Genomic DNA, 15640 nt, shown 5'->3' with positions numbered 1-15640 from the left:
AAGGTCTCTGCCTGATATGTTCTATGTCTGGTATGTTTAGTGATACTGCCAGCTCTCTGATGACGGGCGAAGCTATGTATTTTCTGTCTGTGTGCAAAACGTTACCCGGCGCCGTTGGCAATAAGCGGCTGCTGGTGTCCGGTTTGTTGACCTTGCTGATTGCACTCCCTTGCCGTGCGCATCCCCATTCATGGATTGATATCAAAACCCGGATATTAGGCAGTGACCAGGCCATTACCGGGCTGAAAATGGAATGGACCTTTGATGCCATGACCACCGCCTACTTGTTTGACGGCGAGGATATGTCTCCGGCGCAGCAGGAAAAAACGCTGCACAAACTGGCGGCATCTGTGATGACGAACATGTTATCGCAGCACTACTTTACCTATTTCTACGATAATCAGACGCCGATTCGTTATCAATCGGTTGATACCGGCCAACTGAGCACTGCGAAAGGTAAAGCCACGTTGAGTTTTAGCTTGCCACTGGCCAAGCCTTATCCTCTCAACGGGCACAAACTCACCCTGAAAATTTTTGACCCGACTTACTACGTTGATATGTCATGGAAAGACAGCCATGACATCAGCTTCGCCCCGAGGTTACAGGATCATTGTCAGCAGAAGCTGGTCGAGCCGAATCCGACTTCAGCTCAAATAAGCTACGCCATGTCGCTACCGATGGATGCTGATCCTGACAATAAACTCGGTCAACTTTTTACCCAGACACTCGAACTGAGCTGTAAGGCCCAGAGTTAATACAAGCCTGAGCTGGCAATAACAAGGTTAGTCAAAAACCAGCCGGTACTTTTTATGGTAAGGAAAGCTTATGGTCCAGAAAAGCTTATGATTACAAAAGTAAGGGAGAAATATCTCATGTCGTTTGAACAAACCAAGCGAACGTCCGCAGCGCAGGGGGCAGAGAAAGTAAACTCCAGACTCAATCCATGGTTGAACGGTGCGCTGGTGCTGGGTGTGTTGCTAGCCCTGGGCGCATTACTGTGGCATTTTTGGCCACAAATCCTGGTACAGAGCCTGCATTGGCAAAAGGCGTCCCTCGACTATCTGAGTGAGCAGTTCTATTTGCCGGGTCTGCACGCCAAGGCGATGATTCTCGCCGTCTGCCTATTGTACGGCGTGTTACATGCGCTTGGTCCCGGACACGGTAAAGTGGTGGTCAGCACCTATCTGGCGACTCATGCCACTAAGCTGCGTACCGGAATCTATATCACGATTGCCGCGGCGCTGTTACAGGGCTTGGTTGCAGTACTATTGGTCAGTGTGTTTTTGTTTGTGCTGCATCAGACCATGCATCAGCTGAATGCGACTGTATCCGATTTTATCGAGCTGAGTGGCGTGTTTGTGGTGGCGCTTGGCGTCTATCTGTTGCTGGCAGCATTGACATCGTTGCTCGGCTCTCGGTCGCCGCGTGTTCATCAGGAGAGCCATTACCACGATTACCCTCATCACCACGATCACCCTCATCACGACGATCATCATCATAATGACCACCATCACGACTGTGGCTGCGGACACAAACATGGTGCGGATGCAGAGGAGCTCAACCGGGCAAATGGCTGGCGTGAATACGCAGCGATTATCATCAGTATCGGATTACGTCCGTGCTCTGGTGCGATTCTGGTTCTATTTTTTGCTCATCTCGCCAATCTGTATTGGGTTGGTGTCGCGGGCAGTTTTGTGATGTCTTTGGGAACGGCGCTGACCACCTCAGTGATCGCGTTTTTAACGGTGACAGGACGCAGTGTGGTGCAATTTTACAGTCGGATAGACCCGGGAAAGAGCAGGGTAGTGATGACGATGCTGAAAAGTATCGCGGGCTTATTGCTGCTGGCAATGGGACTACTGCTGATCGAAATGCCGGGGTACGGTGTATCGCCGCTTTTTTTGTAGCAAGTGACCTTGCGTAAACGTGATTTGGCGTAAAAGTAACGTTGCGCGAAGAGTGAGCGTCATAAACTAAAAAGGCCCTGCTCAGTGAGCAGGGCCTTGGTTTTCATTTGCTTGTCCCATCCTAAGACAGGATCAAACCCGGCTTACGCCAGCAGTTCGTTCGCCGTATTGACCACGTTTTCCGCCGTGAAGCCGAACATCTTGAACAGCTCGCCCGCTGGTGCAGATTCACCGAAAGTAGTCATACCGATGATACGACCGCCAAAGCCGACGTACTTGTACCAGAAGTCTGCGATGCCCGCTTCAACCGCGATACGTGCCGTGACGTCTGATGGCAGTACCGCTTCACGGTAAGCCGCATCCTGCTTGTCGAAGGTATCAGTCGATGGCATAGACACCACGCGAACCTGCTTACCTGCGGCAGTCAGTTGCGCTGCGGCTTGTACGGTCAGTTCTACTTCAGAGCCGGTCGCGATCAGGATCAGCTCAGGTTTGCCGGCACAATCTTGCAGGATATAACCGCCTTTGGCGATGTCCGCCACTTGCTGCGCGCTGCGCGCTTGCTGAGCCAGGTTCTGACGCGAGAAGATCAGCGCCGATGGCGCATCTTTACGCTCGATAGCCAGTTTCCACGCGACCGCAGATTCGACCTGGTCACATGGACGCCACGTGCTCATGTTTGGTGTCAGACGCAGTGACGCTACTTGCTCGACCGGTTGGTGAGTCGGGCCATCTTCACCCAGACCGATGGAGTCGTGAGTGTAGACCTGGATGTTCTGAATCTTCATCAGCGCCGCCATACGCATCGCGTTACGTGCGTATTCCATGAACATCAGGAAAGTCGCGCCGTAAGGCACGAAACCACCGTGCAGGGCAATACCGTTGATGATGGCGGTCATACCGAATTCACGTACACCATAGTGGATGTAGTTTCCGGCGAAATCTTCGTGAGTCAGCGACTTAGAGCCAGACCACATGGTCAGGTTAGACGGAGCCAGGTCGGCTGAGCCGCCCATGAATTCAGGCAGGATCTTACCGAACGCTTCCAGCGCGTTTTGGGACGCTTTACGTGACGCGATGTTGGCCGGATTGGCTTGCAGATCAGCAATCACTGCGCTGGTCACTTGTTCCCAGTCAGCCGGCAGATCACCGGCCATGCGGCGCTGGTATTCCGCCGCTTCGGCCGGGTAAGCCTCAGCGTAGGCTGCAAATTTTTCATTCCAGGCGGCTTCTTTGGCTGCGCCGGCTTCTTTGGCATCCCACTCGGCGTAGATATCGGCCGGGATTTCAAACGCGCCGTATTCCCAACCCAGGAATTCACGCGCAGCTTTGATTTCGTCTGCGCCCAGCGGAGCGCCGTGACAGTCGTGTGAGCCGGCTTTGTTTGGTGAACCAAAACCGATGATGGTCTTGGTACAGATCAGGGTCGGACGACCGGTTTCCGCCTGTGCGGCTTCGATAGCGGCATTAATCGCTTCTGGATCGTGACCGTCTACTGCCGGGATAACGTGCCAGCCGTATGCTTCGAAACGTTTTGGCGTATCGTCAGAGAACCAGCCTTCAACGTGACCGTCGATAGAGATGCCGTTGTCATCCCAGAAGGCAATCAGTTTGCCCAGACCGAGCGTACCGGCCAGAGAACATGCTTCGTGCGAGATGCCTTCCATCAGACAGCCGTCGCCCAGGAAGGCATAAGTAAAGTGGTCAACGATGTCGTGACCTTCTTTATTGAACTGCGCGGCCAGCGCTTTTTCCGCAATCGCCATACCCACGGCGTTAGTGATACCCTGACCCAGCGGACCTGTGGTGGTCTCAATGCCTGGTGCGTAACCGTATTCAGGGTGACCCGGGGTTTTCGAGTGCAGCTGACGGAAGTTTTTCAGGTCGTCGATTGACAGCTCGTAGCCACTCAGGTGCAGCAGAGAGTAGATCAGCATAGAGCCGTGGCCATTGGACAGCACGAAGCGGTCACGGTCAGCCCAGTTCGGGTTTTGCGGGTTGTGGTTCAGGTGACTGCGCCACAGCACTTCAGCGATGTCAGCCATCCCCATCGGGGCGCCTGGGTGACCAGAGTTAGCCTGTTGTACACCATCCATGCTCAGCGCGCGGATTGCGTTAGCCAGTTGTTTGCGGTTCATAATAGATTCCGTAATCGTTAGGATTTTAAAGTCAGAAATGATTAGGGGAAGCGGGCGCTTCCCCTAATGGGATTCAGTTTGGCTGATTAAAGCTTCGCTTCGATCATCGCTTCCAGTTTGCCCTGGTCTACTGCGAAGTTACGGATACCTTCAGCCAGTTTTTCTACCGCCATTGGGTCCAGGTTGTGCTCCCACAGGAACTCAGAGTGGTTCATGGCTGCCGGACGCTCTTGCAGTTCAGTGGTCGCAACCAGTTTCTCTTCAACCACACCTTCAGCCGCTTCCAGATCAGCCAGCAGCTGTGGAGAGATAGTCAGGCGGTCACAGCCAGCCAGTTCCAGGATCTCGCCGATGTTACGGAAGCTTGCGCCCATCACAACTGTGTTGTAACCGTGCTGTTTGTAGTAGTTGTAGATGTTAGATACAGACAGTACGCCCGGATCTTCCTGAGCTTCGAAATTACGACCTTCTTTCGCTTTGTACCAGTCCATGATACGGCCTACGAATGGAGAGATCAGGAATACGCCAGCTTCTGCACAAGCACGAGCCTGAGCAAATGAGAACAGCAGGGTCAGGTTACAGTTGATGCCTTCTTTTTCCAGTACTTCAGCAGCACGGATACCTTCCCAGGTAGAAGCCAGTTTGATCAGGATGCGGTCGTTGCTGATGCCTGCATCGTTGTACATTTTGATCAGTTTACGTGCTTTCTCGATGCTGCCTTCAGTGTCGTAAGACAGACGTGCGTCAACTTCTGTAGAGATACGGCCAGGGATAGTTTTCAGGATCTCTTTACCGATGTTCACTGCCAGCATGTCACAAGCTTCTTGTACTTGCTCTGCTTTGTCGCTGGTTTGTGATTTTGCGTATTCGATCGCTTGATCAATCAGAGGTGCATATTCTGCAATTTGAGCGGCTTTAAGAATTAGAGAAGGGTTGGTTGTTGCATCTTCAGGCTGGTACTTTTTGATTGCGTCAATTTCACCTGTGTCCGCGACAACAGTCGTTAGTTTACGTAGTTGCTCTAATTTGTTGCTCATTTCGATCATCCTATTTCTTTTCGGCTAGCCAGCAAAAACTGGCAGGTGCAAGCGGGTTAGTTAAGCGCAGCGCCACGTTCTGACGTCACTTCTTATGACTAACTCAATGTTTTCCAGCGACCGAGCAACTGCAATGAACATTTGCTCGTTCGTTGAGTAAATGATGTACCCATATTTAACGTATCCGGCCTAAATAATCAATCGGGATTTGGCTATTGTGAGGGGTTTTGACGAGTTATTTTACACAGCGCTGGATCAAGCCAGAAAAGAAACGTTTGCCTGATCGGCAGCGGCCCTGGAGTGATGAAAAAGAGCGCACGCTTTAGGGTGAGAAAATGTAACCATAGTGAGCAAATGTTGCATGTCTATTGTGTCCTGACATATGCTATACCCATGAGCAGATGCTGCGCCACAGCGGCATTATGACCACATACATCATCAAGGTTATACAAAAGGGTAAGCGGGTATGAGCAGTTCCAGCCAGGATATTTCGTCTGAAAGCAGTGATTTATTGACCGAAGTCGCCGTCGCGTATTATCAGGACGGTGCGACTCAGGAAGAGATTTCGAGAAAATTTTCGATTTCACGTGCCAAGGTAGGGCGGATGCTGAAACAGGCGCGCGATGAGGGCATTGTTGAGATCACCGTGAAGTATCACCCGGTATTCAGCGCCAAAATTGAGCAGCGCCTGATAGAACGCTTTGGCGTTAAACGTGCCCTGGTCGCGCTGGATCAGCCCACAGAAGAGTTACAGCGTCAGCAGGTATCTGGACTGGTATCGAGTTATCTCAACAGTACTTTGAAAAATGGTATGGTGGTCAGTATCGGTCAGGGGCGTAACGTGTCGGCGGTCGCCCATCACATCGGCGTGATCACGCCACGCGATTGTAAGTTTGTCTGCAGTATTGGTGGTATTCACCCGCGCGGCGGTATGTTCAATGCCGACCATATTTGTCGCCAGATGGCGAAGAAATACGGTGGTACCTCAGAAACCCTCTATGCTCCGGCTTATGCGGAAAACCGCGCCCAGAAACTGGCGTTTATGCAAAATGAAACGGTGAAACAGACCCTGGATCTGGCGCGAAAAGCGGATATTGCACTGGTTGGGATCGGTGATATGAGTGAAAACAGCTATATGGTCGATTTGGGCTGGTTTACTCCCGATGAAGTGGTGCAGTCGCGCTTACAGCAGGGGGTGGTCGGGGACTTTGCCGGCTATGATTTTTTTAACGTGCATGGTCAAATCGCCGACACCGTGATGAGTGACCGGATTATCGGTTTGGGGATTGAAGAGTTTCGGCGTATCGCTGAGGTGATCGCGATTGCGGCGGAAAACAGTAAACCGCTTGCACTGCTGGGCGCGCTGCGCACCGGCGCGGTGGATGTGGTCGCCACCAGTGTCAGTAACGCGCTGACCGTATTAAACCTCGATGAACAAATGTTCGGTCTGGATACAAAGTCGCAGCTTTGACTGACCGGACGGTGAAGTGATAGCCGTTGTGCCAGTTTTGTAGCGGCGAAAATGGCACACCATTTATTGATATATAGAACAGTATTATACATTCTAATTGCTTGATTTTATGGGTGTAAACCCGAAGCGGCCCTTTATCGTTCCGACCTGAATGTTGCAGGGGCAAGATGCAAACATGCGCTTAAAAGATTGAAAATTCGGTCATTTTGTATAAATATGAGCGCGAAATTGCAGTTCTCCAGGAAAGGGAGACTGAAAAATCTCATCGTTATTGGTGTAAATTCAGTCCGGGATCTTTATGCCTAGCATGACGTTTCTGCCACAGATTAGCGACTGAGTGGAGTTAAGGAAAACGAATCAACCAAGATTAAGAGTTTGCGTAAATTACGTATCCAACTCTCATTTCACCTAACTCACATTTGCTATTTCACACCATACATTTCATAACATAATGGAATAATAATACCGTTAATATAATAAGGAGCTTTTATGTACCAGGCACTAAGGAATGGGCTACTGGCGTTGGCTGTTGTTTTTTCTGCTTCAAGCATGGCTGAAAACTACACCATAGGCACCGGTAGTCAGAGTGGTACTTATTACCCGCTGGGCGGCATGCTGGCAAAAATCTGGAGTGAAAACCTGCCTGATTTCAACATGCGTGCGGAAGTGACAGCGGCTTCTGTCGAAAACACGATTAAGGTTTCAACCAACAAGCAGTTAGCCGGTATTGCACAGGGTAACGTTGTACTGCAAGCCTTTGAAGGAACGAAACCTTTCCCGCGTAAGATGGACGTTGCGGTTCTGTTTGCGCTTTATCCTAACGCGGTACAGTTCATTGTACCGGCCAAATCGGACATTCATTCGGTTGCTGACCTGAAAGGCAAACGCGTTTCCCTGGGTGCGCCTGGCTCAGGTACCCGTGTCAGTGCGGTTAATATTCTTAACACCCTGGGCGTGTCAGAAGATGACATCAAGCCTCAGTCTCTAAACTACACTGCGACCACCAGTGCGATTGCTAACAACCAGATCGATGCTGGTGTAATCGTCGGCAGCGTGGGTGTTGGTGCGATTACTGAACTGGCGCTGACGCGTGATATTCGTGTCCTGAGCTTCAGCGAAGAAGAGCTGGCCAAGATTGCCGCTGCGTATCCTTCTTACCTGGAACTGGATGTGCCGGCAGAGGCTTACAACAAGGTTCCTGCGTTTAAAGTGCCTGCGGTATGGAACGTACTGGTTGTGAACAAAAACCTGAGCGAAGACATGGCGTATCAGATGACCAAAGCGGCATTTGACCACATCGATGAGATTCGTCAGGTGCTGGGCGTGACTAAGTTCACCACCATTGAAAACATGACGAAGCTGGATGGTGTTCCTCTGCACCCTGGCGCAATGAAATTTCTGCAGGAACAACAGAAGTAAATTATCAGTCATTCACGAGTGATTACTGATAACAAAGTAACGTTACACGGAGTAAGTGATGAGTCAAATTCATCCTGGTAACCAGAAAATTACTGACGTGATACTTTCGATAGCCGCTGTAGCGGCTATCGCTTTATCGGTCTTTCAAATTTGGCAAGGTATCGTTGCCACGCTTTCCGCACCGGTGTTTCGTCCGGTCCATGTCAGTTGGGTTATCGCGATAGCCTTTATGGTTTATCCCACATTTAATGCCAGACACTCACGGCCGGTTTACCTGCTGGGGCGGGTAATTGACCTTGGCCTGGTGATCGCAACCTGCTGGGCATCCACTCAGATTGCCTTGTTTGATTATGATGATATTAGTTTTCTGCTCGATGGGTTAGGCACCGTCGATCAGGTCGCCGGTGTGGTGCTGATTGTGATGCTGCTCGAAGCCACCCGGCGTACCGTCGGTCTGGTGATGGTAGTGATCGCGGCACTGTTTCTGGTGTACGCCATGTTTGGTGATGTCCTGCCGGATAATGTCGCCAGTAAAGGCTTCAGTATCGAAGAGATCGTGCGTTTCCATATTTACTCCACCAATGGGGTATACGGCGCGCCACTGGCAATTGCAGCCGGTGTGGTATTTATCTTTGTCCTGTTTGGCGCCTTCCTGCAAGTGACCGGTGCAGGCCAGTTCTTTATCGATATGGCGTTTGCCGTGGCCGGTAAATACCGCGGCGGCCCGGCGAAAGCGAGCGTGGTCGCTTCGGCGGCATTAGGCTCGATTTCCGGTTCAGCAATTGCTAACACGGTGACCACCGGCTCGTTAACCATCCCGATGATGAAAAAGCTTGGCTACAAGCCGGAGCAGGCCGCAGGGATTGAAGCGGCGGCGTCGACTGGTGGGCAGATCATGCCGCCGGTTATGGGAGCCGGGGCGTTTGTTATGGCGCAGTTTACCGGTATTCCGTACAGCGATATCTTGCTGGTATCGATTGCACCGGCAATCCTTTATTTCGCTTGTACCTTGCTTTACGTCCACCTAATGGCCTGTAAGCTTGGTTTGCAGGGCATGACTGTCACCGAGCAAATTTCTAAAGTGCTCAAGGATGGCTGGCACTATCTGCTACCGCTGATTCTGATCACGGCGCTGCTGATGATGAGCTATTCACCGGTGTTGGTGGGTGTTATCGGCTGTGTGGCTATTTTGCTTGCCGCGATGACCCGTAAACACAGCCGCATCAGTTTTAAATTGTTTGTCGAAGGCCTGAAAGAGGGCGCGCTGATGGCGATTCCGATTTCGGTGGCTTGTGCGACAGCGGGTATCGTGGTGGGTGTGGTCGGTCAAACCGGTATCGGTCTGCAATTTACTCAGTTTCTGATCGCGTTGTCGGGCGGCCATTTATGGTCGGCGCTGGCTTTGATAGCAGTGGCTGCGGTCATTCTCGGTATGGGCCTGCCGGTAACGGCTGCTTATATCGTATTGTCCATTATGGCTGTTCCGGCGCTGATGGATTTCGGCCTGGGTATGTTGACCGCACACATGATCGTGTTCTGGTTGTCGCAGACTTCTAACGTGACGCCACCGATTGCGCTGGCTGCCTTTGCCGGGGCGGGTATTGCCAATGCATCACCGATGAAGTCGGCAGTGCAGGCCTTCAAACTGGCGCAGGGCTTCTTCCTGATCCCGGCCATGATGGCATTTTCCGGCCTGATCTGGATTGATGGCGAACCGGTGCATTTTGCTATCGGGGTTATTTCAACCATCAGTCTGTTTGTTGCCTTTGCCGGCGGTATTGAAGGTCGTCTGTTCTCGCCACTGCATAGCTGGCAACGTGCCGTGTTGTTGGTCATGGCATTATGCGTGCTGTTTTTGTCGGATATATACCGTCTTGCCGCACTGGTGGTGATTGTTGCGGTATGTCTGCTAAATTACCGTCAGCCTGAACAACCGGCTTCCCACGCATCGTGATAACAGGGTAAGTGTTCGCGTTAAACGTGGTTAATTTCGTTCAATGCTCCAAATAAAAGATAAATGCCGTTCACCCAGTGAACGGCATTTTTTTATCGCTTGTGCAACCCGATGATGAAACGATGGCTACAGCGCTTATTGCTATTGCTATTTCAGAACTCTTGTTATTTCAACGCTATTCTGATGTCAAAGTACCAATCGGCAGGTCTTGATTTGAACCCCATTCAGTCCAGGATCCGTCGTACACGGCCAGGTTGTGATAACCACACAGCGCAGCAGCCAGGAGGACAATACAGGCGGTGACACCTGATCCGCAACTGAACAGGTATTCGTCGGCTGATTGCGGCAACGCCTGCTGCAAAATCGGCTTGAGTTCGGCAACTGGTTTGAACTTATGACCGTTCATCAGTACGGCGAATGGCAGACAGCATGAATTCGGGATATGGCCGCTGCGTACACCCGCACGCGGCTCTGGTACCTGACCGGAAAAGCGGGCATGAGAGCGGGCGTCGACTGTTTGGCTGGCTGGATCATCGAGTTTGCTCAGCACGTAACCGGCATCAACAAAGTAAGCCGGGTCGAGCGGGCGGTTAAAATCGCCTTTTTCTGCTGACTGAGCGTACTCTTGCGCGACAGCGTAACCTTGTGTTTTCCACTCAGTCAGACCACCATCGAGTATGTAGACCTCATTATGGCCGAATGCTTTGAACATCCACCACGCCCGTGGCGAGGCAAACGTACCACTGTTGTCATACACGACCAGAACCGAATCTTGATTAATTCCCAGCTCTTGCGCTAAGCGGTTGAAACGCGCTTCACTTGGCATCATGTGCGGTAAACTCGCATCAGGATCGCAGAACACGCTATCGTAATCGAAACGGCGTGCACCTGGGATTGTGTTGATTTTGTCTTTTTCCGGTTCAGCAGGAATTTGAAAATCGATACTGCTATCTAGCACGACAGTGCGTTTGTCATTAAGGCGTTCGGCCAGCCAGGCCGGAGTGACAAGAGGAGACATGCGACGCTTTCCTTATTGAGCGCGGGCCAGGAGCCCGCAATGGGTTGACCTTTAGAGGGTACTCAATTCAACGCTGGAAATAAATGAAAACAGGCGCTTAATAGCGCGCCTGTTTAGAATGGAGAGCAGGTTAGGGCTGGCTGCCGCACACCGGGCAGCTAGGCTGCTTCATCAGTTTCATTTCGCGCCATGACATGGTCATCGCGTCGAGCAGCAGAATTTTGCCTTGCACTGAACGGCCATATCCGGCGATGACTTTGATGGCCTCAAGAGCCTGCACTGCGCCAATAATACCCACTACCGGCGCCATCACGCCTGCTTCGACGCAGCTCAAAGCTGCATCGCCGAACAAAGCACTCAGGCATTGGTAACAGGGTTCATCGTCCTGCTGGTAGGTAAAGACGCTGACCTGACCTTCCATACGAATCGCGGCCCCGGAAACGAGCGGGGTTTTGCTCTGATAGCAAAGGCGGTTAAGTTGATTACGGGTCGCGACGTTATCTGAGGCATCCAGCACTAGTGTGTGACGGGTGATGAGCGTTTGCAGCGCTTCATCATTGAGTCGCTCGGCCAGAGTATCCACCATCAGGTGCGGATTAAGTTCGCGCAATGACTGCGCGGCCGATTCTACTTTAAGCCGGCCGATATCCGCGTCATGGTGCAGTACCTGGCGCTGCAGGTTTGAGAGCTCAACTTTATCATCGTCAATCAGGGTCAGTTTACCGATACCGGCCGTCGCCAGATACTGGCCGGCGGCACAGCCTAACCCACCGGCGCCTAGGATCAGCACTGAACTCTGTTTGAGCGCTTCCTGACCCTCAAAATCAAACTGTTTCAGGATGATTTGACGGTTGTAGCGCAGCATCTCTGCATCGCTGAGAATGTCCACCATGGCTCCTAGTATAGGGTTGCGTTAAACAGCTGGATATTGACGGTTTCACCGGCTTCGACCCGGCCACGTTCACGCTCCAGTACCACGAAACAATTAGCAAGGCTCATTGAGCGGAAGGCTCCTGAGCTCTGGTTACCTGTGGTCTCCACGAAAAACTGACCGTTTTCGATGCTGTAAATCCCGCGCTGATAATCGGTGCGGCCCGGTGCTTTTTTAAAGGTGGTGCGCGTTGTGGCTGGAATGGATTGCGGCGCTTGCCACTCGGTATGCCCCGCCAGTTTGGCCAGCATTGGTTGTACTAACACGTACATGGTTAACACGGCGGAAACCGGGTTACCAGGCAGACCACAGAACCACGCGTTTTGCAGCGAACCGAAAGCGAACGGTTTACCCGGCTTAATCGCCAGTTTCCAGAAGCCGATTTCACCCAACTGCTCAAGGATATCTTTGGTGTAGTCGGCTTCACCGACGCTGACGCCGCCGGAAGTAACGACCACATCGGCCAGACTTTGCGCTTTCTCAAACGTGGCTTTGAGTGTTTGCGGGCAGTCAGGAATGGCGCCGAGATCAATCGCTTCGCATCCGAAGTTCTCAATCAAAGGTTTGATACCGTAACGGTTGCTGTCGTAGATTTGACCAGCTTGCAGCGGTTCACCCAGTGGCTTGAGCTCGTCACCGGTTGAAAAAAAGGCCACTTTAGGTTTCTGGTAAACGGTGATTTGGCTAACGCCGAGTGTGGCAATCATTGGAATATCGCGTGGTGTCAGACGGGCACCACGGCTCAGCACGACGTCATTATGATGAATGTCGTCTCCAGTCGGGCGGATGTTGTCATTATGCGGTACATCTCTCACGCTGAAGGTGACGCCTGCATTGGTCACGCTGGCCTGCTCCTGCATCACAACCGCATCACAGCCCGGCGGGATTTGCGCCCCGGTCATGATTCGCACGCAGCTCATCGCCGGCCACTCGCCGTCAAAAGGCTGGCCTGCGAAAGACTTTCCGGCCACAGTCAGTGGCTGGCCCAGCGCCAGCTCTGAACGACGCACGGCATAACCGTCCATGGCTGAGTTATCAAAAGGGGGCACATTGATTGGCGAGAGAATATCCTCAGCCAGCACATAGCCCAGAGCATCCGGCAGCGGAAGTCGTTGCGTGGTCTGAATCGGTTGGATACGCGACAGCATTTTCTCCATCGCATCTTCGATTGGCATTAAGCCGGGTGCGTCACAACAGCCCATGTTTTAATCCTATCATCTTGTATTTTCGGCCTACTTTAGCACACAACTGGCATCAGGCGACAAACTGTCTCTTGGTACGATTCATACGGTTTAGAATCGTCGTTTTAGTGAAAGTGTGAATTATCGTTACAACGGTAACTATCACTCAGCGTTGTGGGGTTGAGAACCGTCCCGCAGTGCTGATGACAGCTGGCTTGCGTGAATTAAACCCATCTTTAAATTAAGGATGTAATTATTAAAAAATCCGAGTATCCTTGTCTGCCATCCGGAAGGGGTAATTAAGAGGTAAGGTAATGTCAGGTCTTAGCGAATCCGCGAAGTTAGTTAAAGATGCATTGGAGCGTCGTGGTTTGGAAACGCCAATGCAGCCAAATACGATGGGTCGTGAAGAGAAAAAAGAGCGAATCGAACACCATATGCGTGAGATTCTTAACCTGCTGGGGCTCGATTTGACTGACGACAGCCTGGAAGAAACGCCGCATCGTATCGCCAAAATGTACGTTGACGAAATCTTTTCTGGCCTTGATTATCAGAACTTTCCGAAGATTACGGTTATCGAAAATAAGATGAACGTGAGTGAAATGGTGCGGGTTAAAGACATTACCGTCACCAGTACCTGTGAGCACCATTTAGTGACCATCGACGGCAAAGCGGCAGTGGCTTACATTCCACGCGGCAAAATTATCGGTCTGTCGAAGATCAACCGTATTGTCCGTTTCTTTGCCCAGCGTCCGCAGGTACAAGAGCGCATGACCCAGCAAATTCTGGTGGCGCTGCAGGCTCTGCTGCAATCGGATGATGTCGCAGTCACCATTGATGCGACCCATTACTGCGTGAAATCACGTGGTGTGATGGATGCAACCAGCGAGACCACCACCACGGCACTGGGTGGTATTTTCAAGTCCAATCCGGCGACCCGCGCCGAGTTTTTGCATGGCCTGCGTTAAGCGCCAACGTATAAACTATATATCTAACGCATAAACCAAATAAAAGTTAACTCGAAAAGCGTCTCTGAGCAGGCGCTTTTTTTGTGCCTGTTTTTTCCCTCTTCGGCAGGGCTCGCGCTGTCAATGAACGGTGCAGAGCGAATATAAAAAATCGCCATCCCGTAAGGAATGGCGATTGCTTTGAGTTGATAGTGGATGGCTGTTGTTACCCGATTTTCTGTCAGGCAGCTTCCAGCTCACCTTGCGCCTGATCGAGCAGAGCGAACTCTTCCTCGGCGCTTTTAGCAATCAGATTGTGCTGACCGACGACGAAGTAGTAGAGCATACCGACGGCGAACAGGACCAGAGTGAACAGGAAGGCACGCACATCGTAAGCGTACACACCAGTCAGGGCGATAATTGACAAGACCAAAGCCACACCTGAAGTGACCACGCCCCCCGGAGTTTTGTATGGACGAGGAATATCAGGACGCTTGATGCGCAGCATAATGTGGCTGGCTGACATCATGGCGTAAGAGATGGTTGCGCCGACAACCGCCATAGAGAGAATCAGGTCACCTTCACCGCTCAGCGAGATTATAAAACCCAGAATCGCAGGGTAGATCAGAGCGCGGACCGGCGCTTTGCGTTGGCTGGTCAGTGACAGGTTTTTCGGCAGATAACCGGCACGTGACAGCGCAAATACCAGGCGGCTGTAGCCGTAAATGATGGAGAAGAATGAAGCGATCAGACCGGCCAGACCCAGCACGTTCACGAAGGTCGCCAGTTGTGAGTGGCCGGCAATATTAAGCGCATCAACCAGAGGGACCGCGCTGTCGCCAATCACTTTAGCACCGGCTGCGCCGCTCAGCAGAACGACAACCAGAACGGCAGTGAACAACAGGAATACCATCGCAGCAATAATACCTTTTGGCACATCCTTTTTCGGATCTTTGGCTTCTTCCGCGGCCAGTGGAACACCTTCTACCGCCAGGAACAGCCACATCGCAAACGGCAGTGCAGCCCAGACACCGTACAGACCCATCGGCAGCATCAGATCGCCGCTGGCAGTCGGCTCGATATCAAATAGATTGGCGCTGTTAAATTCAGGCACCAGAGCAACACCGGTCGCCAGGATTGCCAATACCGCCAGGCCACTGATCACCATCATCACTTTTAATGCTTCGCCTACGCCAAAAATGTGAATACCAACAAAAGCCAGGTAGAAGAGGGCATAGACCACGGGGCCGTCAAAGCCAGTCAGCTCATTCACCGCCGAACCAATGAAGATTACAATCGCCGCCGGAGCCAGCGAGTATTCAATCAAAACCGCCAGGCCGGTCAGAAAGCCACCCATCGGGCCCATGGCCTGACGGGCAAAACTGTAACCGCCGCCGGCTGCCGGGATCGCCGCTGACATTTCGGCCAGAGACAGCACCAGTGCCAGATACATGATGCCCATCAGTACGGCGGCAATCACAAAGCCGCCCCAGCCGGCCTGAGCGATACCGAAGTTCCAACCGGCGAAATCACCGGAGATCACATATGAGATACCCAATCCGGCCAGCAGAATCCAACCTGCGGCGCCACGTTTGAGCTGGCGTTGAGCCAGATAATCGTTTGATGTTGTCATACTA

Annotated in this window: 12 protein-coding genes; 6 read left to right on the top strand and 6 right to left on the bottom strand. The window is 51.9% G+C overall.

Translation table 11 applies throughout. The annotated features are described in order from the left end of the window. The first annotated feature begins 23 nt into the window (after window positions 1–23). Together J0X00_RS05650 and J0X00_RS05645 are read left to right on the top strand one after the other, a co-directional pair. On the top strand, window positions 24–755 hold the full coding sequence (locus tag J0X00_RS05650) for a DUF1007 family protein (protein WP_256611802.1): 732 nt from the start codon (window positions 24–26) through the stop codon (window positions 753–755). A 117-nt stretch (window positions 756–872) separates the two neighbouring features. Then, window positions 873–1907, top strand: coding sequence for a hypothetical protein (locus tag J0X00_RS05645; RefSeq protein ID WP_282476591.1), 1035 nt, complete (start codon window positions 873–875; stop codon window positions 1905–1907). 143 nt (window positions 1908–2050) lie between these two features. Here J0X00_RS05645 and tkt read toward each other — a convergent pair whose 3' ends face one another. Both tkt and tal read right to left on the bottom strand, forming a co-directional pair. Continuing rightward, entirely contained in the window at window positions 2051–4045 is a 1995-nt protein-coding gene (gene tkt, locus J0X00_RS05640) for a transketolase (RefSeq protein ID WP_282476590.1), read from the bottom strand. A gap of 86 nt (window positions 4046–4131) precedes the next feature. Beyond that, window positions 4132–5082, bottom strand: a complete 951-nt coding sequence (gene tal, locus J0X00_RS05635) for a transaldolase (protein WP_282476589.1) — start codon at window positions 5080–5082, stop codon at window positions 4132–4134. 466 nt (window positions 5083–5548) lie between these two features. On the opposite strand from tal, the gene J0X00_RS05630 reads away from it, so the two are divergent. From J0X00_RS05630 to J0X00_RS05620, 3 genes are all read left to right on the top strand, one after another. Beyond that, on the top strand, window positions 5549–6553 hold the full coding sequence (locus J0X00_RS05630) for a sugar-binding transcriptional regulator (RefSeq protein ID WP_218562005.1): 1005 nt from the start codon (window positions 5549–5551) through the stop codon (window positions 6551–6553). A 489-nt stretch (window positions 6554–7042) separates the two neighbouring features. After that, window positions 7043–7972, top strand: coding sequence for a TAXI family TRAP transporter solute-binding subunit (locus J0X00_RS05625; protein WP_136485530.1), 930 nt, complete (start codon window positions 7043–7045; stop codon window positions 7970–7972). Between the two features lie 58 nt (window positions 7973–8030). Then, complete coding sequence (locus J0X00_RS05620; protein ID WP_282476588.1) at window positions 8031–9926, top strand: TRAP transporter fused permease subunit; 1896 nt, start codon at window positions 8031–8033, stop codon at window positions 9924–9926. 175 nt (window positions 9927–10101) lie between these two features. Here J0X00_RS05620 and J0X00_RS05615 read toward each other — a convergent pair whose 3' ends face one another. From J0X00_RS05615 to moeA, 3 genes are all read right to left on the bottom strand, one after another. After that, complete coding sequence (locus J0X00_RS05615) at window positions 10102–10944, bottom strand: sulfurtransferase (protein WP_282476587.1); 843 nt, start codon at window positions 10942–10944, stop codon at window positions 10102–10104. Between the two features lie 130 nt (window positions 10945–11074). Then, entirely contained in the window at window positions 11075–11833 is a 759-nt protein-coding gene (gene moeB, locus J0X00_RS05610; protein WP_218562115.1) for a molybdopterin-synthase adenylyltransferase MoeB, read from the bottom strand. 8 nt (window positions 11834–11841) lie between these two features. Then, a complete protein-coding gene (moeA, locus tag J0X00_RS05605; RefSeq protein ID WP_218562003.1) occupies window positions 11842–13077 on the bottom strand; it encodes a molybdopterin molybdotransferase MoeA in 1236 nt (411 codons plus the stop codon). A 293-nt stretch (window positions 13078–13370) separates the two neighbouring features. Here moeA and folE point away from each other — a divergent pair, with 293 nt between their 5' ends. After that, entirely contained in the window at window positions 13371–14024 is a 654-nt protein-coding gene (gene folE / locus J0X00_RS05600) for a GTP cyclohydrolase I FolE (protein ID WP_136485539.1), read from the top strand. Between the two features lie 220 nt (window positions 14025–14244). Here folE and eat read toward each other — a convergent pair whose 3' ends face one another. Continuing rightward, window positions 14245–15636 (bottom strand): ethanolamine permease, encoded by a 1392-nt coding sequence (gene eat / locus J0X00_RS05595; protein WP_136485541.1) that lies wholly within the window; start codon window positions 15634–15636, stop codon window positions 14245–14247. Window positions 15637–15640 lie beyond the last annotated feature (4 nt).

Source organism: Vibrio sp. ABG19, assembly GCF_029962385.1.
Lineage (GTDB): Bacteria > Pseudomonadota > Gammaproteobacteria > Enterobacterales > Vibrionaceae > Vibrio > Vibrio ostreae.
Note: the sequence above shows the minus strand (reverse complement) of the source record. Positions and strands in the feature narration are given on the sequence as shown.

Coding starts and splice junctions, on each gene's coding strand:
- J0X00_RS05650 (WP_256611802.1), top strand. CDS start 24: ATGTCTGGTATGTTTAGTGATACTGCCAGCTCTCTGATGACGGGCGAA.
- J0X00_RS05645 (WP_282476591.1), top strand. CDS start 873: ATGTCGTTTGAACAAACCAAGCGAACGTCCGCAGCGCAGGGGGCAGAG.
- tkt (WP_282476590.1), bottom strand. CDS start 4,045: ATGAACCGCAAACAACTGGCTAACGCAATCCGCGCGCTGAGCATGGAT.
- tal (WP_282476589.1), bottom strand. CDS start 5,082: ATGAGCAACAAATTAGAGCAACTACGTAAACTAACGACTGTTGTCGCG.
- J0X00_RS05630 (WP_218562005.1), top strand. CDS start 5,549: ATGAGCAGTTCCAGCCAGGATATTTCGTCTGAAAGCAGTGATTTATTG.
- J0X00_RS05625 (WP_136485530.1), top strand. CDS start 7,043: ATGTACCAGGCACTAAGGAATGGGCTACTGGCGTTGGCTGTTGTTTTT.
- J0X00_RS05620 (WP_282476588.1), top strand. CDS start 8,031: ATGAGTCAAATTCATCCTGGTAACCAGAAAATTACTGACGTGATACTT.
- J0X00_RS05615 (WP_282476587.1), bottom strand. CDS start 10,944: ATGTCTCCTCTTGTCACTCCGGCCTGGCTGGCCGAACGCCTTAATGAC.
- moeA (WP_218562003.1), bottom strand. CDS start 13,077: ATGGGCTGTTGTGACGCACCCGGCTTAATGCCAATCGAAGATGCGATG.
- folE (WP_136485539.1), top strand. CDS start 13,371: ATGTCAGGTCTTAGCGAATCCGCGAAGTTAGTTAAAGATGCATTGGAG.
- eat (WP_136485541.1), bottom strand. CDS start 15,636: ATGACAACATCAAACGATTATCTGGCTCAACGCCAGCTCAAACGTGGC.